The organism is Paraburkholderia podalyriae (assembly GCF_014397785.1).
Taxonomy (GTDB): Bacteria; Pseudomonadota; Gammaproteobacteria; order Burkholderiales; family Burkholderiaceae; genus Paraburkholderia; species Paraburkholderia podalyriae.
This window is the reverse complement of the sequence record NZ_VZQQ01000034.1, coordinates 1-23,757: the sequence shown is the minus strand read 5'-3', so window position 1 is coordinate 23,757 and position 23,757 is coordinate 1. Positions and strand designations below refer to the sequence as shown.

The 23,757-nt window shown below is 61.7% G+C and carries 19 protein-coding genes and 3 pseudogenes; 11 read left to right on the top strand and 11 right to left on the bottom strand.

Annotation, left to right across the window (positions count from 1 at the left end):
• Positions 1 to 24 precede the first annotated feature (24 nt).
• Complete coding sequence (locus F6X42_RS28910) at positions 25 to 1,257, top strand: c-type cytochrome (protein ID WP_187637462.1); 1,233 nt, start codon at positions 25 to 27, stop codon at positions 1,255 to 1,257.
• A 90-nt stretch (positions 1,258 to 1,347) separates the two neighbouring features.
• Here F6X42_RS28910 and F6X42_RS28905 read toward each other — a convergent pair.
• The 5 genes and pseudogenes from F6X42_RS28905 to F6X42_RS28885 form a co-directional block, all read right to left on the bottom strand.
• A pseudogene (locus tag F6X42_RS28905) lies at positions 1,348 to 2,189 on the bottom strand (radical SAM protein); the annotation flags it as partial.
• 1 nt (position 2,190) lies between these two features.
• Entirely contained in the window at positions 2,191 to 2,472 is a 282-nt protein-coding gene (pqqD, locus tag F6X42_RS28900; RefSeq protein ID WP_187637461.1) for a pyrroloquinoline quinone biosynthesis peptide chaperone PqqD, read from the bottom strand.
• Positions 2,469 to 2,849: pseudogene (locus F6X42_RS28895) on the bottom strand (thiaminase II/PqqC family protein); the annotation flags it as partial. The gene pqqD and the pseudogene F6X42_RS28895, both read right to left, overlap by 4 nt.
• A gap of 21 nt (positions 2,850 to 2,870) precedes the next feature.
• The gene (gene pqqA / locus F6X42_RS28890; RefSeq protein ID WP_187637499.1) at positions 2,871 to 2,945 is read right to left on the bottom strand and encodes a pyrroloquinoline quinone precursor peptide PqqA; all 75 of its coding nucleotides are present in this window, start codon (positions 2,943 to 2,945) and stop codon (positions 2,871 to 2,873) included.
• A gap of 294 nt (positions 2,946 to 3,239) precedes the next feature.
• Positions 3,240 to 5,213, bottom strand: a complete 1,974-nt coding sequence (locus F6X42_RS28885) for a sigma-54-dependent Fis family transcriptional regulator (RefSeq protein ID WP_187637460.1) — start codon at positions 5,211 to 5,213, stop codon at positions 3,240 to 3,242.
• An 826-nt stretch (positions 5,214 to 6,039) separates the two neighbouring features.
• Here F6X42_RS28885 and F6X42_RS28880 point away from each other — a divergent pair.
• On the top strand, positions 6,040 to 7,380 hold the full coding sequence (locus F6X42_RS28880) for a trypsin-like peptidase domain-containing protein (protein WP_187637459.1): 1,341 nt from the start codon (positions 6,040 to 6,042) through the stop codon (positions 7,378 to 7,380).
• A gap of 554 nt (positions 7,381 to 7,934) precedes the next feature.
• Positions 7,935 to 8,210, top strand: coding sequence for a transposase (locus tag F6X42_RS46005; protein ID WP_187637458.1), 276 nt, complete (start codon positions 7,935 to 7,937; stop codon positions 8,208 to 8,210).
• 132 nt (positions 8,211 to 8,342) lie between these two features.
• Here the strand turns inward: F6X42_RS46005 and F6X42_RS28870 are convergent, their stop codons facing one another.
• A complete protein-coding gene (locus tag F6X42_RS28870; protein ID WP_187637457.1) occupies positions 8,343 to 9,455 on the bottom strand; it encodes a BMP family ABC transporter substrate-binding protein in 1,113 nt (370 codons plus the stop codon).
• A 738-nt stretch (positions 9,456 to 10,193) separates the two neighbouring features.
• Here F6X42_RS28870 and F6X42_RS45345 point away from each other — a divergent pair.
• The 5 genes from F6X42_RS45345 (at position 10,194) to benC (ending at position 15,466) form a co-directional block, all read left to right on the top strand.
• Complete coding sequence (locus tag F6X42_RS45345; protein ID WP_187637456.1) at positions 10,194 to 10,946, top strand: type IV pili methyl-accepting chemotaxis transducer N-terminal domain-containing protein; 753 nt, start codon at positions 10,194 to 10,196, stop codon at positions 10,944 to 10,946.
• A gap of 308 nt (positions 10,947 to 11,254) precedes the next feature.
• Positions 11,255 to 11,440 carry a hypothetical protein gene (locus F6X42_RS28860; protein ID WP_187637455.1) on the top strand — a complete coding sequence of 62 codons (186 nt, stop codon included), beginning with the start codon at positions 11,255 to 11,257 and terminating at the stop codon, positions 11,438 to 11,440.
• A gap of 156 nt (positions 11,441 to 11,596) precedes the next feature.
• Positions 11,597 to 12,049 carry a universal stress protein gene (locus tag F6X42_RS28855; RefSeq protein ID WP_187637454.1) on the top strand — a complete coding sequence of 151 codons (453 nt, stop codon included), beginning with the start codon at positions 11,597 to 11,599 and terminating at the stop codon, positions 12,047 to 12,049.
• 253 nt (positions 12,050 to 12,302) lie between these two features.
• Positions 12,303 to 12,557, top strand: coding sequence for a hypothetical protein (locus F6X42_RS44305; protein ID WP_246530264.1), 255 nt, complete (start codon positions 12,303 to 12,305; stop codon positions 12,555 to 12,557).
• Positions 12,558 to 12,676: 119 nt separating this feature from the next.
• Entirely contained in the window at positions 12,677 to 15,466 is a 2,790-nt protein-coding gene (benC, locus tag F6X42_RS28845) for a benzoate 1,2-dioxygenase electron transfer component BenC (RefSeq protein ID WP_187637453.1), read from the top strand.
• Positions 15,467 to 15,490: 24 nt separating this feature from the next.
• Here the strand turns inward: benC and F6X42_RS28840 are convergent, their stop codons facing one another.
• Complete coding sequence (locus tag F6X42_RS28840; protein WP_187637452.1) at positions 15,491 to 16,423, bottom strand: helix-turn-helix domain-containing protein; 933 nt, start codon at positions 16,421 to 16,423, stop codon at positions 15,491 to 15,493.
• Positions 16,424 to 16,546: 123 nt separating this feature from the next.
• Here F6X42_RS28840 and F6X42_RS28835 point away from each other — a divergent pair, with 123 nt between their 5' ends.
• From F6X42_RS28835 to F6X42_RS28825, 3 genes are read left to right on the top strand one after another with little or no spacing between them, the layout of a single operon-like run.
• Positions 16,547 to 17,392 carry an SDR family NAD(P)-dependent oxidoreductase gene (locus tag F6X42_RS28835; protein WP_187637451.1) on the top strand — a complete coding sequence of 282 codons (846 nt, stop codon included), beginning with the start codon at positions 16,547 to 16,549 and terminating at the stop codon, positions 17,390 to 17,392.
• Positions 17,393 to 17,426: 34 nt separating this feature from the next.
• Positions 17,427 to 19,148 (top strand): FAD-dependent oxidoreductase, encoded by a 1,722-nt coding sequence (locus F6X42_RS28830; protein ID WP_187637498.1) that lies wholly within the window; start codon positions 17,427 to 17,429, stop codon positions 19,146 to 19,148.
• Positions 19,145 to 19,492 carry an NIPSNAP family protein gene (locus F6X42_RS28825; RefSeq protein ID WP_187637450.1) on the top strand — a complete coding sequence of 116 codons (348 nt, stop codon included), beginning with the start codon at positions 19,145 to 19,147 and terminating at the stop codon, positions 19,490 to 19,492. The genes F6X42_RS28830 and F6X42_RS28825 overlap by 4 nt, the downstream gene beginning before the upstream one ends.
• A gap of 435 nt (positions 19,493 to 19,927) precedes the next feature.
• Here the strand turns inward: F6X42_RS28825 and F6X42_RS28820 are convergent.
• The 4 genes and pseudogenes from F6X42_RS28820 to F6X42_RS28805 form a co-directional block, all read right to left on the bottom strand.
• Positions 19,928 to 20,113, bottom strand: a pseudogene (locus F6X42_RS28820) (type II 3-dehydroquinate dehydratase); the annotation flags it as partial.
• Positions 20,114 to 20,296: 183 nt separating this feature from the next.
• Positions 20,297 to 21,304: a Gfo/Idh/MocA family protein gene (locus F6X42_RS28815; RefSeq protein ID WP_187637449.1), complete on the bottom strand. Its 1,008-nt coding sequence runs from the start codon at positions 21,302 to 21,304 to the stop codon at positions 20,297 to 20,299.
• A 34-nt stretch (positions 21,305 to 21,338) separates the two neighbouring features.
• A complete protein-coding gene (locus tag F6X42_RS28810; protein WP_187637448.1) occupies positions 21,339 to 22,100 on the bottom strand; it encodes an SDR family oxidoreductase in 762 nt (253 codons plus the stop codon).
• A gap of 2 nt (positions 22,101 to 22,102) precedes the next feature.
• Positions 22,103 to 23,566 (bottom strand): MFS transporter, encoded by a 1,464-nt coding sequence (locus F6X42_RS28805; RefSeq protein WP_187637447.1) that lies wholly within the window; start codon positions 23,564 to 23,566, stop codon positions 22,103 to 22,105.
• Positions 23,567 to 23,757 lie beyond the last annotated feature (191 nt).

Sequence of the window (23,757 nt, the reverse complement as noted above, 5' to 3'; positions counted from 1 at the left end):
CCCCGCCTTTCCGGAAGCAAGACCATGAAGACTCGACTCAATTCGATTGCTCTCGCCAGTGTGTTGCTGGCCACTGGCGCGATCACGCCTGGCTTCGCTAGCGCTGGCGTGCGCGTCTGTACGTTTCCCGGCAGTCCGTCGACCGTGCTCGACGAGGCAGTGACGCGCGAGGCGTTTCGCACGGCCGGTGTCGCGCTGTCGCTCACACCCGGCGGTTTCGACGGTAGCGACGACGATGGCGTGTCGCTCAAAGAACTCAACAAGGCGCTCGCTCGCAAATGCGACGTCATCGCCGGCTTTCCGCGCTCGACGGTTGCCGATGGCTCGGGCAGCAAGCTAACTTTCTCGCGTGGCTACCTGCACTCTGGCTACGTGAGCGTGACTCTGCGCGAGCCGTCGGTACACCCCGGCGGCGCGGAGGTCGTTGCGGCAACTTATGCGAGCCCCGCGCAGTTGATTGCCGTACAGCAGCCCAACGTGAAGCTCGACCTGGAGAATACGGCAGAACTCACGGTGGATGCCGTCGCAAGCGGGCATGCGCAACGCGCGATCGTCTGGTATCCGGCACTCGTGGCTTATACGTTCACGCATCCGGAGCAGCACTTCCAGATTGCGGACGCCGCCTCGGCGTATGCGGACTGGCATCTGGTGTTCGCGTTCGGGAAGAGCGGCGCGACGTTGCAGCCGCGTATCGACGCCGCATTGGCGAAGATGGCGTCCGACGGCAGACTGGCAGCGTTGACGCGCCGCTGGGCTTTGCCCGAGCCATCTCAGGCGGCTCGGCCGACCGGAGCTACGTTGGCCTATCGCGACGGCCCAGGCCGATCTGATTCAGCGTGGCGAATGACGCTGGCCGGCAGCCGGCAGCCACGGCAAGGCGGCTTTATCAAGGTCGATGCGAGCGCGCCAGCCGATGCCCCTGGCTTCGACCGCACGCAGGTGGCGCACGGCAAGACCCTGTATTCGAGTTCGTGCGCGAAATGCCATGGTCCCGAACTGCAAGGGCTGAATGCGCCCGCCTTGCGCGGTCCGGCCTTCGCGCCGGCGGCCAACGCGAAACTCACCATCGGCGGCGTGTACGGATACATGGCGAACAATATGCCGGCGGACCGTCCCGGCAAGATGAAGCCGCAGGATTATGCGGACATCATGGCGTTCCTGTTGTATTCGAACGGCTACAGCGCCGGTGCGACCAAGCTGACCGACGACAACGCGAAAGCGTCCTCGACGCCATTGACCGCGCGAATGCCGAAGTAGTCTAAAAATAGCTAGCGACATAGCAAACGGCCCGGTGATCCTTCTATGTTCATGAGGATCGCCGGGCGGGCGTTAGGGCGCTGGTGAGACACCGCGCTGGTAAGACTTTGCACACACAGGGTCAGCGGCTGCGGCGTCTCCGGTCAGCAGATATGCCTGGCAGCGGCATCCTCCATGATCGGTCTCGCGCTCGTCGCAGGTCTTGCAGGGCCCGCCTCGAAGTAATCGGGGACCACGAACAGGATGCGGCAGCGATCGCCGACACGTTCGCGGTATCGGTTGACCGTCGCCTCGGCTTCCTGCAACTGTTCGCTGGTCGGCATCAACTGGCCGCGGTTGAGCATGGCCCAGCCGTAGTACTGCGTGTTCGCGAGTTCGAGGTAGTCGGCGCCGATCTCGAGCGCCATCTCGATGATCTGCCCGACGTGCGGCAGGTTATAACGATGCAGGACGCAATTGAGCACCATTGGATAACCGAGCGCCTTGATCAGGCGCGCCACGCGCTGTTTCAGTTCGAAGGTCTTCGTGCTGGATACGAAATCGTTCAGCTCGCGCGTCGAATCCTGAAACGAGAGCTGGATATGATCCAGGCCCGCCTCTTTCAGGCGGGCAATGCGCGTCTCATTGAGCCCTACACCCGAGGTGATCAGGTTCGTATAGAAGCCAAGGCCACGGGCATGCGCGACCAGCGTTTCGAGGTCGTCGCGCACCAGCGGTTCGCCGCCAGAGAAGCCGATTTGCGCGGCGCCCATGCTGCGCGCCTGCGTGATCACGTCGCGCCAGGCCTGAGTGTCGAGCTCCGCGCCATGGCTGGCGAAGTCGACCGGGTTGTGGCAGAACGCGCAGTGCAGCGGGCAGCGATACGTGAGTTCCGCCAGCAGCCACAACGGCGGGGAAGGGCGAGCGCCAAGGGCGCCGGTCACAGTGTCCATGTCAATCCAGCCAGCCGCGTTGCCGCGCATGATCGATAAAACGATAAACGTCGGCGGCGAGATTCGACGCACTGAACAGATCTTCCAGTTCGTCGATGATGTCGTCGAGTTCGCGGGTTCCGTCGCAGCGCTTGAGGATTTCTCCCGCACTCGGATTGAGCTTGACCATTCCTTCTGGATACAGCAAGACGTAGGCATCTTGCGCGACTTCCCATTGCAGGCGGAACAGGGAGCGCAAACGCGGCCGCAGGCTGGCGTAGTGATCGGTGTTCGGGGCGTTCATAAGGGGTACGCCTTTTCGATGTCGATGGCATCGAGCGTCGACCAGAGAATGTCGAGCTTGAAGCGCAGTATGTCGAGTGCGCGCTGTTGCGCGTCCGGTGTCCTGAAGTGGTTAAGCGTAACGTCGAGCCCGTGCTCGACATCGCGCTGGGCAAGCGGAATGCGGCTGTGAAAGCATTGCAGCCCTTGCGCGTCGATCCAGGGATACCTATCCGGCCAGCCAGCCAGCCGGTCTCGATGAATCTGCGGCGCGAACATCTCCGCGAGCGAGGAGCAGACTGCCTCCTGCCATGGCGCCCGCCGCGCGAAGTTTACGTACGCGTCGACTGCGAAGCGCACGCCCGGCAGTACGTGTTCGAGCGACCACAGTTCCGCACGGGGTGCGGCTTCATCGTTGTTTCACCGATTGGCGATGTACATCGTGATTTCAAAGCCGAAACGCAGATTGGTATAGGCGGGGGTGGTCCATTGCATGGCTGTCTCCTTGGATACGACATGTGATTGAGGAACCGCATCGAGGAAGCGGTCACAGCATTCAAACGCAAGCTCCATGCCGATCGTGTCGTGCAGCGCTTGAGGCTCTGTCGAAGCGCGACGAAAGCGTTGTCTCCCGGCACGAGGCGACGTTGGACCGTCGTTGCACATGAGCGCGCGTATTACAGTGCGGTTACTGATCACCCCGAGTGGCGCAAGCGTCAGCGTGCTGTTCAATTGGAGAACACCGCTGTTGCAAAATGGAGCACTGCGGCACAGGCACGACACAGGCAGTCAGGCTGCGTCTTCAGAATTGTCGAGACCGCGGGCGGGCAGCTTGCGGTAGATCGTATTGCGCGAAATGCCGAGCGCGCGAGCGGCTGCCGACACGTTGCCACCATGCTGTGCAACGGCGTTGGCGATGACGCTGGTGGCGACGTCCTCGAGCCGCCCGCTGGGAAGCGGCACGGCTTCAATGATCCGGGCGGACGTTGTGGCGGTGCTGCGCAAGTCGTCGAAGAAGTCGTCGGGTAAATGCTCGCATCGGATCTGGCCGTCCGCATCGACCATGGCGGCGGCGGTGCGCAGAAGGTTGCCGAGCTGGCGAAAATTGCCGGGCCATGCGCATTGCTCAAACAGTCTCATCACGTCGTCCGCAACGCTGAGTCGTTGGCCGTCAGCGCTTTCAGACGACGCGCATTGCAGCATCTTTTGAATCACGGCGGACAAATCGGTGCGCTCGCGCAACGGCGGCAATTTCACCACCAGTCCGTTGAGGCGGTAGTACAGGTCCTCGCGAAAGCGGTTCTGCGCGATCATTCCACGCAGATCGCGATGGGTTGCGCAAATGATCGCGACATCTACCGAAATCGACTTCGAGGAGCCGAGCGGGTTAACCAGACGCTCCTGCAGCACGCGCAGCAGCCGCACCTGCAGCGGATAGGGCATGTCGCCGATTTCGTCCAGAAAGAGCGTGCCGCCATTGGCCTGCAGCAATTTACCGGCGGCGCCCTTGCGCCGCGCGCCGGTGAAGGCGCCTTCTTCATAGCCGAACAGCTCGGATTCGATCAGCGTTTCCGGTATCGATGCGCAGTTGACCGCAACGAACGCACCTGCGCGGCGCGGCGAGTCGTTGTGGATCGCCTGGGCGAGCAGCTCTTTGCCGGTGCCGGTTTCGCCCGTGATCAGAATCGGGATGTCCCTGCCGATCACCTTACGGACTTTGACGATCACTGCCGCGATCTGTGGATCGCCGGTATCAAGGTAGCTCAGTCTCGACAGCAAACTGGCGGCGGGTGAGTGTAGCTCGCCGCGGTGCGCCGGTCCTGGCTCGGGACGCACCTCCGGCGGCCGTCCGTCGTCAGCGAGCGTGGCGCGCCGGAACGCTACATGTGCGCACACCACCGCGCCGTTGCTCAGATTCAGCGACAGATGCCGGTCGCGGTTCGTGCGTAGGCGGTCGATCAGTTGCGCGCTGGTCAGGCCGAACAGGGATGACAGGGTATGGGCCCGCAAGCCGGTGAGCGGCAGGCCCAACTGGAACTGCGCACTGCGATTGGCTGACAGGAAGCGGCCATCGCAGGTGAACGCGACAATGCCTTCCATCAAGGTGCCGAGAAACTCGGGGCGGCCGTGAAAGACAATTTGCAAGGTCTCGCGGAAGGTATTGGTAAACAGATGATTCTCGATCATCTGGACGGACATCCTGGCAAGCGCCATGGTGTGCTGATGGTAGCTGCGATGGTCTCCGGTAACGTCGAGCACGCCGATCGGATCGCCGTACGGATCGAGAATCGGCACGCTGGAGCAGGTGAGAAAGCGGTTGGCTGCGAGATAGTGCTGCGGGCCATGCACGACGGTCGGGCAGCGCTCGGCGAGCGCCGTGCCGATCGCATTGGTACCTTGCCGCGCTTCAGCCCAGTTGGCGCCCGGACGCAGCGCGACTCTCTCGGCTCGCCGCAGAAAGTCATCGTCGCCGATCGAATGAAGAACCAAACCGTCGGCGTCGGTCAGCACGATCATGCTGTGCGTGTTGACGATCTGCTCGTGCAACGTTTCCATCACCGGCGTGGCATGCGCGCACAGGACGCGGCTTTGTTCCAGCTTCAGCGCAAGTTCGGCGGCCGGCAGCACGTCATAGTCCGGGCGCATCGAAGCACTCAAGCCAAAGATTTCCGAGCGTTCGTGGGATTTCTGAATCGACGGGGTGAGCCAGCCATCCTCACGAGGCGCCATTGGCCTTATAGCGTGATAGGCGTCATCGTGCATTGTCTCCTCCTGGTCGGGCCCCGGTCGTTTCGCCGGGATCGTGCTGGTACGGCAGCAAGCAGATTCCGCGCCAGGCCGGTGCCAACCCTCGGCTTTTGAATCAATGCTACTGGAATGAGGGATGAGTTGTCGCGTCGACGAGAACGAGATGCCGGTAGCCGTTCAGCTGTTTGCCTTCCAGAATTTCTCAGACCCAAGACTGGCACAGCATGGCCACGCGCCTCGCGTAGTCACAAGCAAGCCGTGAGGGCAAAGCATTCGACGTGCCGCCACTTGCAACGCGCGCGACGACGACCCTTTGACCCACGCCAGGATTTCTACTCGCTGCAATTTGCCCGCCGCTTCCCTATAAATAAAAGAGGACGAGCGAGCAAACCGTTCGCGTCCTGATGGCCCATTGCTGGCAAACATGCTGCAGCCGAATCTCAAGCCGACTTTGATTCACGCGAGATCGTGTATCGGGTCGATCGCATCCCTGCGCGCGGAAACGCTGGAACGCTCGGCGCTATCACACGCGCGAAATATTTTCTTCACAGTGCAACGCATAATGGGGGGCGCTGTGTCTGACCTGACTCAATCGACCCGTTCAACTCGGGCTCGCGTCTGGTTTTACACTGCCGTGACAACGGCATGTCTGATCGGTTGTTCCTGCGCGGACGCAGCCGCAGTCGTCACTTCTCCGGCAACCGCTTCCGCGGTTGCGCCTGCATCGGCGCCACCATCGGCGCCTGCCACCGCGCCAGCGAAGGGGAAGCGCGCTGCAACCGGCAGCACGGCCGCGCCAATCGACTTTCCCGCGGTCGTCGAGCGTTATGGGCCGGCTGTCGTGAATATCCGCGCGACAGTGCCGGTGAATGCGCCCGCCAGCGCGATGCCCGCTTTGGGTCCCAGCGCCGAAGCGGTCGACCGCGACGATCCCATCTTCTCGTTCTTCAAGCAGGCCTTGCCACAATCGCAAAACGGTCAGGGCGCTACGCCGCGCGCGATGTCCGGCGTCGGATCGGGCTTCATCGTGAGCTCGAACGGTCTCATTCTGACAACGGCGCATGTCGTCGATCAGTCGGATGACGTGACCGTGCGTCTGACCGACCGGCGCGAGTTCAAGGCGAAAATCGTGGCCGTCGATACGCAAAGCGACATCGCCGTGATCCAGATCGACGCGACGGAACTGCCTACCGTCAAGCTCGGCGATTCGGCGCGCGTGCGCGTGGGCGAGCAGGTGCTGACGATCGGTTCGCCAGACAGCTATCAGAACACGGTCACGGCGGGCATCGTCAGCGCGACGTCGCGCACGCTCGCCGATGGCAGCACCTTTCCGTTCTTCCAGACGGACGTGTCGCTGAACCCCGACAACTCGGGCGGCCCCGTGTTCAACCGCGCGGGCGAAGTGGTCGGCATCGACGTGCAGGTGTATGCCGATAGCGATCGCTTGCAGAGCCTGACGTTCGCAATCCCCATCAATATGGCGAACAAGGTGCGCTCGCAGTTGCAAGACGGGCAAGCCCCGCAGGACCAGCAAAGCGCGCAAAACGATGCTCGCAGCAATCTGGGCATTCAGGTACAGGACGTCGATGCGAATCTGGCTGGCGCGTTCGGCCTGCCGCGCGCGGCGGGCGCGCTGGTGACGTTGGTCGATCCGGGCAGTCCGGCGGCGGCGAGCAATCTGAAAACGGGCGACGTGATCGTGCAACTCGCCGACAAGCCTATCGACCGCGCGGCCGATCTAACCGAACAGAACCCAGCATTGCAGACCGGAACGAAAGTCCCGCTGAAGCTGATCCGCGATCGCAAGCCGATGACGGTGATGGTGAATGTCGGGCCAGCGTCGCAACAGGCGAACGCAGCTGCGGGCGGGGTTGCAGGCCCAAGCTCTGACGCAGGCTCGCGGCAGTTTCACGCGCTCGATCATCTTGGCCTCACGATGCATTCTTTGACCGACCAGGAGCGGCGCAGCATGGACCTTCCTCAAGGTCTGATGGTCGATGGCGTGTCGGGGACAGCGGCCGCTGCCGGCATCAAGCCGGGCGATGTCGTGCTGTCGTTGAACGGCACGCTGGTCGCGTCGCAGGATGAACTGGCGTCGCTTGCGGCAAGGGCTGGCAAGAAAGCAGCGTTGCTGATTCAGCGCAATCACGCACGAAGCTTCGTCACGGTCGAGCTCAAATAAAAAGCGAGCAAGCGTCAGGCGCAGGCGGTGTTTCGCGAAGCACAAATTCGTCGTGACAACGGGATCGAGGAGATACGCGTGCGACGCGGATGACTCGACGAAAAATCAACGAACAAGCCGAAGCGCCTCGTTTAACCCAGAAGGAAATCCTGACACGCGAATCAGCCATTTCCGATGACACAATCCGTCGACACCGATGGAAGTCGGATCCACGGCTGCCTACGATGTCTTCAACAAGCGGCAGCGGCAATGGTGGAACTTGGTTCTTTGCGCGCAGCCGTCGGAAAGTGGCCATGACACACCCGCAGCACGGCTCGCTTGCTAACTGTGTATCGCTCCAGGTGCGTGGCCGCAGACGGCGGAAAGCCCCGGATGCGCTGCTTTTTTTCAACGATGCCGATTGCGGCTGACAGATTGACACCTGAAGAGAGGGCGCGTGTGCTCTTTGGCGTCGTCCATTGAACGCACGCGATTCGGAAAAATGATCCGGATGATGCGATCAAGATCTGACGGAAGGGAATTGCAGCCCGCGGCAGAAAAGATGGGTGCATAGTATGTCCGCATTTATACCACTGAGCGACGCGGACTGGGCGCGTATCGTCGACCTCTTCCGGTTCGATGAAGCAAGGCGTTTTGGAAAGAAACGCAGGCATCCGCGCGAAATATTGAACGCGATACTTTGGGTCTTGACCGAGCAAAAGACATGGAACTGTTTGCCGCCTGACATGCCTCCTGCTCAGACCTGCTACATAAAATGCCTTCAATGGCGCCGCGACGGGACCTTGAAACAAGTGGAAGCCATACTCGGGCTGCGCATGGATTTCCACTAACACTGGACCGTCGGCCGGAAGCCTGGATCAAGAACCCGCTGTTCGGCCATGCTCGTACCTACGCATTCCGCCCATGACTGCACGCCCGGCTACCACCACCACCTATTTCGGCGACCCTCCACGTTGGCTGAGTTACTTCGGTAACGTGCCATCGACCCCCTGCACGAACCAGTTGAGCCGCAGCAATTCGGCGTCGGGCAGCGACGTGCCGGCTGCCACCTTGATCGCGCCATTCTGATCCTTGATCGGTCCGGAGAACGGATCGAATCTGCCAGCGATAATGTCGTCGCGCTTTTGCACCAGCGCCTTTTGCGCGGCAGGCGATACGGCTGCAGTGTTGATGTCAGCGAGGTCGATTGCTTTTTCCTTGAGACCCCACCACGTCGGCGCGTTGGTCCACGTGCCGGATTGCACCTGTTCGACCAGGTGAGAGTAGTAGACGCCCCAGTAGCTCACGCATGCGCCCAATTGGGCATTCGGGCCGAACTTCTTCATGTCCGAGTCCCAGCCGAACGCGTGCACTTTCTTCTGCTCGGCAGTCTGCATTGTCGCCGTCGAATCGGTGTTCTGGATCAGCACGTCGGCTCCCTGGCCAATCAGCGTTTCGGCCGCCTGTTTCTCCTTGCCTGGATCGAACCAGCTATTGATCCATATGACCTTTACCTTCGCATTCGGATTGATCGAACGCGCACCCATTGTGAAGGCGTTGATGTTGCGTACCACTTCCGGGACCGGCACCGAGGCGACGAAGCCGAGCGTATTCGTCTTCGTCGTATAGCCGCCGACGAGCCCAGCCAGATAGGCGCTCTGGTACGTGCGCACGTCATAGGTCGCAAAGTTCGTGGCCTTCTTGTATCCGGTCGCATGCTCGAAGACGACGGCGGGATAATCCTTTGCAGTCTTCAGTTCGAAGTCCTGGAATCCGAAGCTCGAGCCCACGATAATCTTGTTGCCCTTGTTCGCGAGGTCGCGAAACACGCGCTCCGAGTCAGCGGATTCGGGTACGTTCTCGACGCGCGTGACCTTGATCTTGTCACCGAACCTCGCTTCGATCGCCTTCACACCCTGTTCGTGTGCGTAGGTCCAGCCAGCGTCACCGGGGTTGCCGAGGTAGACGAACGCGACGCCCATCGGCACCGCGGCGGCGGCAGCGGGGCTCAACGCGACATAGATGCCAAGCGCGGCTAAAAGCGTAACCGCAGGGCGCAGTGAGCGCACCGCCGCGCGAGCGAAGTTTGTTCTCATGGAGTCTCCGAAGATGGGGAACTGGAAGGAGACGACGCCAGTCGGCGGACGACTGGCTGCGTCGCGTCAGCGATGATGGTGGTGAGTCAATATCAAGGCCGAAATTTTGATTCGTTATGTGTTGTATAACGGAATTGATATGAAGCCATTGGGAAATTGGCCTGCGGATCGCGGAGTTCGAATAGGAGACCGCGCCAAAGCAGGGGCACTACGCGGCGGTATGGCGATCGCTATTGTTGGCCCCGAGCGTCGGATACCATCGCTCGAAGCATGATCGCAAAGGTTCATTCAGGCCGTGGGGCCGCCTGCAATCGATCGAGACACCGGTTGGTTGGATGACGAACCGTCAACGCCTCCCTACTGTTTTCGCTGATCTACTCCGCGTGCCCGAAATAGGTGCGATGCACCAACAGCAGGCGCATCGGGCACGTCAAAGGGGCCGGGCGTTTGAGCGCGGGCGCCCTGACTATTCGTCGCCACCGAGCGCAGTCTCGCGGAGCGCTGATGGCACATGTATTGCTTTCTTGAAAGTGTCGGGCCAACGGTGGCCCAATCAAACGAAGACCCCGCACAAAACGGCGGGTAGAGTTGATCATGCGGGGCAACGGCGTCCCGAAGTGACACTATGGGCATGGTTTCCATGTCCGGTGCGCTTCGGGACGCTTTTTTGTTTGCCCGAAGGGGGCACCACGCTTCGCCTCGCATATCGGACCATTCTCGGGATCGGGTGCGTTACTCATGATGAACAAGCGGGACCTTACAGATACGGTATCGGGGGAAATCGTTGGTGAACTCATCAACCTCGCGGGCCGGCAGCGCATGCTCTCGCAGCGCATCGTGCTGCACGTTCTGCTGAGCGTCCGTGGCGAAGCGGCTGCGCTTGCCGTCGCACGGACGTGCCTCGCGACGTTTGCGCAGGCGCACGCCCAGCTAGTCGACGGCGACGATCGTTTACCCGGCGCGTTCTCGGACGCGCTACGCGCCCTCTATTTTGGCTCGCAGAGGGCCGATGAGCGCATTCGTGGCTTCATGAGACTCGCAGCGGACGCCATCGAAGCGCTCGAACGGAATCCCCAACCGGTTTGTGTACTCCGCGACGAAGCCGTTGGCCGGCTCACCGACGAAGCCTCTCCGCTGCTGGATCTTCTGCAGGCCATTACGCAGGCGTATCAGGACGAAATGCAGAGTGTCGAGACGGCGGCGCGCCGGCGTCAGTTAGCCGTCGTCGACGAACTGGCAGCGATCTCCATGCGTGCAAACATCGTCGCGCTGAATGCGCGCGTTGCTGCCGCGCGCGCTGGGCAGTTCGGACGCGAATTCGCCGTGATTACGGGGGAACTGGCGCATGTGATCGGCGAAATGGACAGCCTGGTGCAAAGCGCCGTCGGCGCACGCAGAGGTGTCGATGCCAGGGACGGCGCGGTAGCGCTTCGTCGAGGGCGAATCGACGGAGCCGGAATTCAACGGTTACATAGCCGTTACACGGGTTGAAATCCATTTACCCGGAGAGCTTTGTTCTTGTCGATGCACCGTTCAACAATTGACGTCGCCGACCAAGCGAGGATAGGGCCACTGCCAGCCGACCGCCAGCCGAGCCGGATGGTTGGCTCTTTGTGACGCATTGACTCAGGTTATTTGTTACCAGGCCGGGGTTGTTGCCTCATGTAATTTGCTACCTTCCAGATGTCTGGCGGGTGCGGCTTGAATATGCCGCGTCTTGCCCGCGCAGCGCGTATCACTCAGATCGGCTAGGCGGATTATCATGGTAGAAGCTGCATTCATCAGCGCAGGAGCACATCATGACCTCCAATCCATCCGCTGAGCCGACCGGCACCTCTCTCGACCCCGCGCAAACTTCCGCCGGCACGACTCGCCAGCCCGATCCGAAGGGCCTGCAAAATCCGGCCCCAGACGACCTTCCTAACGCAGACGCGGCAGAGCCCGAGCCTCACGAGCATCTCCCGTCCAGAAGCGACGACAACTGACTCAACACCGCAGGTGCCGACGTCGTCCGCATGACAATTTCGCATGCTTTCGCGCCGACGCCGTGAAATCGGGGAGCACTCGCGGTTCACGCAAATGGCTCGATGCATTTCGTCAGACAAGGTCACGGCCCGGTTTGAACCGCACAGGAGCAGATCATGCAGAACGTGCTGGTAGGTTATGACGGGTCGGCGTCCGCGCAATATGCCGTTGCTTTCGCGGTCGATCTCGCGAAGCGTTTCGACGCGCACTTGCATGTACTCGTCGTCGCGCGCACGCCGGACTGGGGCGCGATAGAAGTTGAGCGAAAAAATCTGATCGATCTGGAAGTGCGCCATGCCACCGCGATCCTCGACGACATCAAGGCGAAGCTCGCCGCTTCGATCGGGGCCGTGGAGTTCGATCTCGTGGTCGGCCCGCCGGCGAAGGAGATCGTGCTGTACGCGGAGCGGCAAGCTATCGACCATCTCGTGGTGGGGCATCGCGGACATACGCCGTTCGATCGCTGGCTGATAGGTTCGGTCGCCCGCCAGGTGCTCGCCTACGCGCCGTGCGCGGTCACCATCGTGCGCGATCCGGCGACGATGAAAAAATCGCGGCATGAGAACTGAACACCATCGGCATAAAATCCGCACCTGGCCAATCACGCACACGGCCCGCGCGATTGCGACCACATATCTCGAGCACGGCACAGTCAGTCCGGCGATGCCATGCGGCGAGGCGTTCTTTGAGTATGACGCGATGAGGTGCCGCGTTCATCTGATAAGCCTCTCCGGACACGGACCAGGCCCTAATGCCGTTCAGTTAAGCAACTGAACGGCATTTTTGTTGTCTGCGCAAAGTGGTTGTAAACGAGGCGTGGCGATGTTAGCTTCCATCGCCATACTGGTCGATGATTTGCGCCTCCTCGTTGAATCACAGCCGCCGCTCGAATGGCGACGGCTGGGTCAGCATCTGCCGTACGAATGGAGCGCATTTAATGTGGTCGACGTGTATTTTCTGGACGCGGAAGGGGGTGAGGTCCAGATTACTGCGGTCATCCGGCATCCATCACAATGCACGTTTTGTCCGGGTGAACGTCGTCTCTGTCCATTGAGGGGAACGCGGCTCAGGCTCTAAATTGGCGTCATTAAATCCACCGGGCGCTTGCGAGAAACAAGGGCATCTTGCGCGCCACCCCGCCCGAGCAAGCCGCCAGCGCAGCGGTATGTTCGGGCGGCTCTAGAGGAGACACCGCCATGGCCCATCAGATAGCCCTCCGTTTTGAGGACGAAGTGACCCGCTTCATCGAGTGCGAGGAGGGCGAGCGCGTCACCGACGCCGCCATTCGCGCGAAGATCAATATTCCACTCGATTGCCGTGATGGCGTGTGTGGCACCTGCAAGGCGGACTGCGAGTCCGGCGAGTACGTTCTGGGCGACTGCGTGGAAGATGCGCTTAGCCCGGAGGAGGCGAGCGCCCGCAAGGTTCTCACCTGCCAGATGAGCCCACGTTCCGACTGCGTGATCCAGATCGCCACGAACTCCGATGTCTCGGGTACCGGCCCCTCCTCCCACAGGGGACGGATCGTCGCCTGCCAACGAGCGTCGGACACCACGATCGCCTTTTCGGTCGAGCTCGAGAACCGCGCGGATCTCGGCTTTCTTCCTGGGCAGTATGTCAACGTCCAGGTGCCCGGCACCGACCAGACACGGTCCTACTCCTTCAGCTCGGGGCCGTCCGAGCCGCACGTGTCCTTTCTTGTGCGCAATGTGCGTCAAGGGGTGATGTCGACCTGGCTCAGCGAAACCGCCAAAGTAGGCGACGCAATCGAGTTTCGCGGCCCGATGGGAAGCTTCTACCTGCGCGCCATTGAACGGCCGGTGCTGTTTCTGGCGGGTGGCACGGGCCTCGCGCCGTTCCTCTCGATGCTGGACAAGATCGTCGAGGACGGCGGCAGCCCGTATCCGATCCACATGATCCTTGGTGTGAACACCGATGAGGATCTGGTTGGCATCGACCGGCTCGAAACCTATGCGCAGCGCCTGCCGAACTTCACCTATGCCTGCACCGTCTCCAGCCCCGACAGTGCCTATCCCAACAAGGGCTATGTGACCCACCACATCAGCGCTTCCCAGCTCAACGGTGGCGATGCGGATGTTTACCTCTGCGGCCCGCCGCCGATGGTCGATGCGGTACGCGATTTTCTGTCGTCCGAAGGGCTGACGCCGCGCCATTTCTATTATGAGAAGTTCGCCGGTACAGGCCTGGTGGTCCAGACCGGCGAGGAGCGCATCGCTCCTGTCGATGTCGATGAAGCCTTCGACCTGCGCATGGCTCTCGAACTGGGGGCGGCTCAGCTGACCATGGGCCGGCTGTCGAGCGAGCAATTGATCACCTTCCGCCAGCTCGCCGAGGCGACGGCGCCGTTCGTGCGCGGGCGGCACTTTACGGACGTTCCGCGCTACATCGAGGCGAACCACGCCTTCCACATGTTCACGATCGAAGCTTCCGGGAACGCACAGTTGATCGCGCTCTACCGGCAACTGGCCGTGCAGGACTACATCGCTCGCGCGCTGACCGACCAGATCGAGATCGTCGGCGATATCGTTCAGCAGCACCGGGACATTGTCGCCGCCTTCGAACTGGGCGACCTGAACGCGGCGCGGGACGTGATCGGGCTGCATGCGCTCCATTCCAAGGCCACGATGAGCCGGGCGCTGGAGCGCATGGCGATGGGCAAGCAGGCACCCGTGGCCGCGGCGGCCCCCGCTCTCCCGTCTGCCGTGCCGCACAGCGCGCCGCAAGTCTGCCCATTCACGGGCAGCACGCTTCCGTCCTATTCACACGAACTGGACTGGCCCGAGGGGTTGGAGCCATTCAAGGTGGTCGATGACGGCTCGCAAGGCGATCCTTACGAGCACTACCGCTGGATGCGGGAGCATGCGCCAGTGCTGCGTTGCCAGTCGTCGACTTCGGACGTGTGGTTCCTGTCGCGCTATGACGATGTCTACCAGGCGATCCGCAACCCGAAGCTGTTTTCTTCCGAGGTCGTCAGCCCGCCACCGCTGACGTTCCTGACGCTGTTCGATGCACCCGACCATTCGCGGTTACGCAAGGTCGTCCAGCCGTCCTTCCTGCCCTTGGCGCTCGATCCCTTTATCGATCAGATCGCGCAAAGGGCGGAGGACCTCCTCGACGCGATGATTGCCAAAGGCGGCGGTGATGTCGTCAACGATTTCGCGATCCCGCTCAGCATCTCGACCATCTCCACGATGATCGACGTGCCGAACGAGGATGAGGAAAAGATGAAGTTCTGGTCGGACGAGACCTTTAGCTATTTCGGGCGCCTCGCCCGCAATGCGCCCGGGACCGGCACCGACGAGCAGAGCGCGCAAGCTTTCTTCGCCTACCTGAAGGAAGCACTGGAGCGGCTCGCTCTCACCGACAGCCAGTCGATCGGCGGACATATCGCGCGCATGTGGAAGGACGGGCTGCTTTCGGAAAAGGAAGCGAAGGAGCTGTGCGCGTTCGTCTTCATCGCCGGGCACGACACGACGACTATCCTTGTCGCCAACGCTTTTCGCATGTTTGCCGAGCAGCCGGATCTCCTGGGACGTATCCGCGAAAACCCCGCCGACGCTGACCGGTTCGTCGAGGAGGTGGCGCGCTATCGCGGTACCGTCCAGCGCGTGAGCCGAATCACCACCGAGGCGACCACTATCGCGGGCGTCGATCTGCCCAAGGGCGCGGTGGTGCGCTTGCTGCTGTCGGCTGCGAACCGCGACAGCCGCAAGTTCGCCGAAGGCGAGACGTTCGACATCGACCGCGATTCCAGCGGCCATCTGGGTTTCGGCAACGGCATGCACAAATGCCTTGGCGCGCCGCTCGCCAAGCTGGAGACGCTGATCGCGACGAAGGCTCTGGCCCGCAAGATTGGCGCTATTGCGCTCGATCCGGCAAGGCCGATCCAGTATGTGCGGGGCAACAATCTGACCAACTCCGGGCCGGAGCACCTGTTCGTGAGGCTAGGTGGGTTGTCGGCCTGAAGCGGATCAGGGGGCGAGGGCGAGTCAGCCCGCTCTCGCCTTTTCTGGCGGCAAGGATCGATCGTGGGCTGCGGAGCGATATTCGGTTGGCCGGAGTCCCGTCTGTTTGCGGAAGAAACGACCGAAATAGGCCTCGTCCTGAAAGCCCAGTTCACTGGCGATCTGCTTCACGCTGAGCGTCGAATAGCCGAGCAGCCGTTTGGCCTCGTGGATCGAGCGTGCATCGATCGCCTCGATTGCCGAGACCCCGAACGTAGCGCGGCAGATGCGGGAGAGCTGGCCGGTGGTCACGCCCATCGCGTCGGCATAGCTGGCGACCGGCCGCCGCTCACGGCAATGTCGGTCGAGCAGGGCGCGGAACCGCTCGATCCGCGCGGCCATTGTCCGCTGCTCGGAACTGGCAGAAAGCCGCGCGCTCTCGCTGAGGCGCCCGATCTTGACGAACAGGGCGATCGTCAGTGCTGCGCCTGCCGTGAACTGCCAGCGCTCGTGGCTCTCCGCCTCGTGCCCGATCGACTGAAACAGGGTGTCCAGAGGTGTGCCGCGCTCGACGTCGGGATCGATCGACAGCACGGTCGGCGTGCGGATGAATTCCAGCAGCTCGGGCGCGGCCGTCATCGCCAGCGATTCCAGCGCGGACTGCGCTGCGGTGATGACGTGACCGTCGATGTCGCTGCGGAAGTGAAAGCCGTGGACCGAGCGCGCTGGCACGACGATCAGGCATGGCGCAACGACCGCCCAGGTCTTGCCGTCGATGAAGGTTTCGCCGCCCCCGGCGGTGACGTAGAGCACCTGGATCAGCGCATCGTGGACGTGCGGCTCGATGTCGAAGTCGAAACGGCCGGCACGCAGGGGAATGCGTTCGTAATGGACCATGTCGACCCAGGGTTGGTCCGCTTCCGCGCCATAGAGCGCGAAATGCAGCACGGTCCGGCGGCGCTGCTGGTCAGAGGCCATGATGCACGTTATGTCCTGCTCTATGTAGTCTCTGTCCATTGTTCCATATGCGCTCGAGGCGTTCAATGGCGATACGAATTTCAGAGAAGCGCAATCGCATACAAATTTCAGGAAGGTAATGACATGAGACAGGAACTTGAAAATCGCGCAGCTGCGTCGACCCCGTACGCGCTGAACCTGCACGGAAAGGTCTGCGTGGTCACGGGTGCGGGCAGCGGCATTGGTGCCGGCATCGCACGCGCCTTCGCCGAAGTCGGAGCACATGTGGCGCTTGTGGATCGGAATCTTGCCGGCGCTGAAGCGGTCGCCGCCGAACTTCGGAAGGCCGGTGCGGTGGCGCAGGCGATCGGCTGCGACGTGTCGGACGAAGCCTCGGTTGCCGCAGCTGCTGACAAGGCTCGCGCAGAGCTAGGGCCGGCCAGCGCGCTCGTCAACAATGCAGGGCTTCTGCGCGCCGGAACTCTCGAGACGGTCTCGATCGAGGACTGGAACCAGGCCATCGCCGTTAACCTGACCGGCTATCTCCTGTGTGCTCGAGCTTTCGGGCGCGACATGCTGGCGGCGGGCAAGGGCAGTATCGTCCACGTTGCCTCGATTGCGGGGCTCAATCCGCAGACCAATAGCGGTTCCTATAGCCCTAGCAAGGCGGGCGTGTTGCTGCTTTCGCGGCAGTTGGCGGCGGAGTGGGGCCCACGCGGGGTGCGCAGCAACTGCGTGCTGCCCGGCATGATCCGCACCGCGCTGTCCGCGAAGTTCTATGAGGAGCCCGGCTTCGAGGCTCGCCGCGCCGCCGCCACCGCGAGCCGCCGCATCGGCGAGCCAGAGGACCTCGCCGGCCCGGCTATGTTCCTCGCCTCTGACCTGGCTGCCTACGTCAACGGCGCGGAGGTGCTCGTCGACGGCGGGCTCGATTGCATGCTGATGGACATGGTCCCGCGCCCCGGTTTCAATGCCACCCCGGCCGCGTGAGCTGGATCACACCATAACGACAAGGAGATTGGATATGACCAAGGAGATCACTTGCGATCTGGTCGTGGTCGGATCGGGTGCCGCGGGCCTCGCCACTGCGATCACTGCACGCAAGCGCGGCCTTGATGTGATCGTGCTCGAAAAGGAGCCCGTGTTCGGTGGTACGACCGCGCTGTCGGGCGGGGTCTTATGGATTCCGCTGAGCAAATACGGCCGACAGCAGAACCCGGCTGACACCGTCGAGCGCGTGCGCGAATACATGATGAGCGAGACGGGCAACAACTTCGATGCCGCCGCGGTCCAGTGCTTTATCGAGAACGGGCCGGCTATGGTCGAGTTCTTCGAGCGCGAGACCGAGATGAAGTTCGTGCCCACGCTCTATCCGGACTATCACCCGGATGCGCCCGGCGGCGTCGACATCGGCCGCTCGATCCTTGCCGCGCCCTATGACATTCGCGGGCTGGGCAAGGATATGCGCCGCCTCAAGCCGCCGCTCGAGACGATCACGTTCATGGGAATGATGTTCAATTCCTCGAATGCGGACCTCAAGCACTTCTTTCGCGCGACCAAGTCCCTTGTTTCGTTCCTCTATGTGGCCCGCCGTCTGGCAACGCACGTCAAGGAGTTGGCGCTCTACCGGCGGGGGATCAACGTCACGAGCGGCAACGCGCTCGCCGCGAGGCTCGCGAAGTCGGCACTGGCGATCGACATTCCGATCCTCACGTCGACGCGTGTGAAGGAACTGCTGAGCGAGGACGGCAAGGTGATCGGTGTGCGCGCGACCGCAGCGGACGGCGACCTTCGGATCACCGCACGGCACGGCGTCGTGCTGGCTTGTGGTGGCTTCCCGCACGATCTCGAGCGTATCGCGCAGGTCTATCCGCATGTGAAGCGTGGGGGTGAGCATTTGTCGCCCACACCCGTCGGCAATACCGGCGACGGGCTGACCATGGCGGAGAAGGTGGGTGGTGCCGTGAAGCTCGGCTTCACCGATGCGTCGGCCTGGATGCCTGTCTCAAAGGTGCCCTTCGGCAAGGGCCGCACTGGCGTATTCCCGCATCTGCTCGACCGCTATAAGCCCGGCGTGATCGGCGTGTTGCTGAGCGGTCGGCGCTTCACCAATGAATCGAATTCCTATCACGATGTCGGCGCGGCGTTGATGCGCGCCTGCGAGGGTGAGCGGGAGACGGCGATGTGGCTGATCTGCGACAAGGTGGCGCTGGGCAAGTATGGACTGGGATATGCCAAGCCCGCGCCGATGCCGGTGGGGCCGTTGCTGCGCAAAGGCTACCTGATCAAGGGCGAGACGATCGGCGAGTTGGCGCGCAATTGCGGGATCGTTCCCGATGCGCTTGAGATGACGGTCCATGCCTACAATCTCGATGCGGAGCGCGGAGAAGACCCGTCGTTCCATCGCGGTCGCACATCGTTCAACCGTTATCTCGCCGATCCGGACAACAAGCCCAATCCTTGCGTTGCGCCTATTGCGACCGGCCCCTTCTATGCGGTGAAGGTCGTGATGGGCGATCTGGGCACGTTCGACGGCCTCGGGACTAGCGTCACCGGCGAGGTGCTGCGGGCCGACGGCAGTCAGATCGAGGGCCTTTACGCGGTCGGCAATGACCGGCGCAGCGTGATGGGCGGCAACTATCCGGGCGCCGGTATCACCCATGGGCCCAATATGACGTTCGGCTATGTCACCGGTAACGCCATCGCGACCAAAGCCATGGCCTGCAAAGAGAAGGTGCACGCATGAGTACCCACCCAATGTTTCTGGCGAAGCCCCTCGTGGACTTCCGGGTCTACACTATCGCGCTGCGCAAGATGCCCGAGTTTCTCGATGTGTTTGACAGGCTCGCCATGCCGATCCTGCGTGAGACGCTTGGACATCCGCTCGGCTTCTGGACAAGTCTGGTCGGGCCGCAGAACCAGTTCACCCACCTGTGGGGGTATGACGATCTGGCAGACTACGAACGACGTTGCCTTGCACGCGATACGCATCCGGATTTCCCCGCCTATCTCAAGGCATCGGGCCATCTGATCACGGCACAAGAGACACGGCTCATTCGTGCCGCCGCGCTGGATAGTGTCGCAGAGTAGGCCGATGCTCGAGAGTTCTGCTGTGAGTTGACAGCCGAGCGTCGGATCGCGCTGGTCTTTGATACCTGCAGAGATTGAAACGATAGTGCGTCGGCTGCGGTGAGCAGGCGAACAGGCATTGCGGGTCCGTGTCGACGAAGGATGCGGTGAGCGATTGTCGACGAACTGGGCAGCACAGTCGACCGTCTCTTCATGGCCGACACTACCCTGTCAATCGCAGAGCCAGATTGCTGCCTTTTGAAGACACCGATGTCAGCTCCGCAGAACGCTTACGGAACCGGTGCTGTCGGTTAATTTCGGCTACTCGGCGGAGCCATGCGATGGTCACTCGAACGGCTGGTCTGCTCGGAATCCGGCCCAATGCCCGAAACACGCATGTCTGCCGAAGCGGGCTCCCTCAGTGAGCCCGCGTGCTTCATCAATTGAGGGACCGGCTCAGGTCTGGTTGCCCCACAGATCGTCAATCGCGCGGATCGCTAGCAAATATCCGTTCGCTCCTGCCCCGCAGATCACCGCAGTGGCCGCCACCGAGATCGTCGAGTGACGATATTCTTCCGAACGCTTGTGGAGGTTGGTGATATGCAATTCCACTACCGGCCGGCGGATGAACTTGACCGCTTCTCTTGACCTTGGCCTTTCAATGGATGCTGTTGTGGCGGATGGCGGGCGCTCGTAGTGCGGTCTTCCGCAAGCGGCGAAGAGCGGCCCCTTGGCGGCGGAGTTACGGTCTGCGTTGAAATTTGACTCGCACAATAACTCGTCGCAAGGCGTAGCGGCGGGTAGAGCCGTTAGGCGGCAACGGTCCTAGAAGGCATTGTCGACCGGTTCCGGTGCGCCGTCGTTGGCTACAGAGCGGTATCCTGCCTCGACGACAGCGATCGCATGCTCTGCCTCGCGCAACCCTGCAACGGGAGGACAATCATTCGCCAGATCGGCCCAGCTGCGCCTTAAGAACACCGAATAAAACTCGTCCGTGTTGTACTCCACCTTCGTGGCGCGCCCCTGCTGTTGGCCCCGCGCCTTGATATAAAGCTGGTCCGCGTAACCCCGTGCGTAGGCGGAGGTATGTGAGATGGAAAACGCGAAGTCTCGCTGATCTTCCGCTGTTGATGGATACAGGTAGCCCGTTTCAATTACTCCGATTTGGCCCGCAGCGTTCCGGCAGGTGAAGACGGCTTGCTCTTCAACGGTCACATCAGGCCGATACGTTCGCATCTGCGCCGAGACGTGGGTGATTGGGCCGTTTGTCAGGGTTGAGATCAGGTCGATGAAATGAACCCCGACATTTAACGTGGACCCTCCACCTGCATGCCGTTTATCAAGCATCCAGCTGCACCCGCCGCGCTCATATCGAGCTACCGGGCCAACGATGAACCTGAACGAGAGATGCTGGTATCCCTCCGGCGTAAATCCCTCCGCGGGGGAAAGACAGGTAGCCAGATCGCTCACACGCATGATGAAGGGAACACTGACGTAAACGCCGTGCTTCTCGGCGAGCTGCCGGACCCGGCGGACCTCCTGGAGGTTAAGTCCGCAAGGCTTCTCGATGAGAAACGGAATCCCGCGGGCGATTAGCCGCTCGGCCAGTCCCGCCATTTCCGAGTGGCGGCTGAATACCAGAGCAAAGTCGAAATCCTCGTTGAGGAGCTCTTCGTTGGAGCCGTACAGCTTGCACTTCAGCTGGTCCGCGACTGTTGATCCAGCAAACGAGGCAGTATCTGAGATACCCACAACCTGGACACCAGGATCTCGCAACGCGGAGAGATACAGGGGAAAGTGCCAGTGGCTGACGTCGAAAACAGCAATTCTCATAATGGGCTCCACAGCAGTGCGATCATCGAGGCCATCAATCCATGTAGGAGCCGCCATTCACACTGAGTGTCTCACCGAAGATATAGCTTGCATCATCCGAGACGAGGAAGGCAGCGGCCCGTGCAATCTCCTCGGGGCGCCCAAGGCGGCCCGCGGTAATGTTAGAGATGGTCGTCGCCTTCATCTCGGGGCTCATCTCATCGGTGAGTTCCGTCGCGACGAGGCCCGGCGCGATGGCATTGACATTGATGCCAAAGGGTGCCGCGTAGCGTGCGAGCGATTTTGTCAGGCCGATGATTCCAGCCTTCGCAGCGGTGTAATGTGCGTTTCCACTGAAGTCGCCACGCTTGCCGGCCACTGAACTCACGTTGACGATCTTTCCATACCTTTGCGCCTTCATCGACGCGAGAACAGCCTGGCAGCAGATGAACGAGCCCTTGAGATGGACGTTAATCATCCGATCCCATTTCTCCGGGCTAATCTCGGGAAAACTGACGAAGTCGCCAATTCCAGCGTTGTTAATCAGGATGTCGACACGGCCATGGTCCGCAAGGAGCCGGCGGAAGGCCGCCTCGACCTGGTCCGTATCAGCCACGTCGAAAGCGACGGCGCTGGCGCTTGCCCCTCTTCGTCGAATGTTTTCCGCCGCCTCGGTTGCGGGTTCAAGTGTGCGGTCGTTGACGATCACATGCGCACCACGGTCGGCGAGAACATCGGCGATGGCGATGCCCAACCCGCGCCCTGCGCCCGTGACCACGGCGATCTTGCCCGACAGGTCCTGCTGATTTAACGTCATGATCATCCCCGGTGTTGTTGGCTCGCGAGAACCTCGGTGCGCAGATGGTTTGCGAAGTCCTGCGAGTCGGCTGTTTCGGTTGCCCCCACCATCATCTCGGCACGCAGGCGATCGTAGTCGCCTTTCGGTACGGGGACCGCGTTGCGGTTGCCGAGGTCGTGGAGGCGGATCCGGTACGTCTCGCGCGTGGTGAAAGCGGCAATCGCGGCCACGACACAGATGCCGAATGTCAGGGCTCCGATCTTCAGCGGAATATTCGCGGAGCCGGGAGGCGCGACCGCGACAAAGAATGCCGGGAGAAGCGCGGAAAGCGTCGTCCCGACGTTCTGCCCGATGGCCATCCCGGACACGCGCACGCGCGTGTGGAACAGTTCCGGGAAGAGGCTTGGGAATACGCCGTTGAAGCCCTGATAGGCAATGCCCCACATGAGTACCGAGAGAATCATCGCCAGCCACAGGTTATGGATGCTGATCGCGTACAGATACACGAACGAGAGCAGTCCGGCGCTGAGCGTGCCGACAAGAACTGGCGGCCTGCGGCCAATCTTGTCTGCGAGGTTGCCGACGAAGGGAATCAGGATCACCGCGCAGATATTTCCCAGAACAGGAATCCACAGATACACGCCGGAAGGGAAGCCGATGCCGTACGCCGGCTGAACCGCGTAGGCGGCACCGAACACCGCGGCGACCAGGGCGATCACGGCGGTAAGCGCCATGCAGACCACGCGCAGGATATCGGCCCAGCTCTGCCGGAATACTTCGACGACCGGCGAGGCGGGAACTTCGCCGTGTGCGCGCTCCTCGGCGAAGGCCGGGGTCTCGTCGACTTCGCGGCGAATGATGTAAGCCACAATCATGACGACGATGCTGAGCAGGAACGGAATCCGCCAGCCCCAGGAGGTGAACTGGTCCTTGGGCATGAAATGCGCGAGAGGCAGGAAGACCGCTGCCGCGAGGAGCTGTCCGGCCTGCACTCCCTGGAGCGTAAAGCTCGCGAAGTAGCCGCGCCGGCCGAACGGCGCGTGCTCGAGAATCATCGAGCTGGCACCGGAAAGCTCCCCGGCGACCGCGAAGCCCTGGACGAGGCGCAGAATCACGAGCAGCACCGGAGCCCAGATCCCGACCTGCTTATAAGTTGGCAGGACCCCGACGGCCATTGTCGACAAGCCCATCACGAACATGCAGAGGATCAGCACCGTCTTGCGGCCATGGCGGTCGCCCCAGTGCCCGAGGACGACGGCGCCCACTGGCCGGGCGACATAGCCGACACCGAAGCTCGCCAGTGAAGCGATGATCGCGACCGTTGGGTCGTCAGAGGGAAAGAAGAGTTGTGGGAACACCAGCGACGCCGCGGTCGCATAGATGAAGAAGTCGTAATACTCCAATGCCGAGCCGATCCAGCCGCTGGCCGCGGCTATCTTCGACTGGCGCTTGCCGTGGGGCCTAACCAGGGTGTTCGGTTTCATGATTCGTCTCCGTTTTTGATTGACTTTCTGTTGGTGCTTGTCTATTGTTGTAACACCGTTCCATTAAGAATCATGTTACGTCAATTATGAGAGTTGTCAAGGGTGCAGTTGACCGGTCGCTACAGGCGATCGAGTTGCTCGCAAGAGAAGCGCGATGGATGCGTATGTCGGACATCGCCGCGGAACTGGAG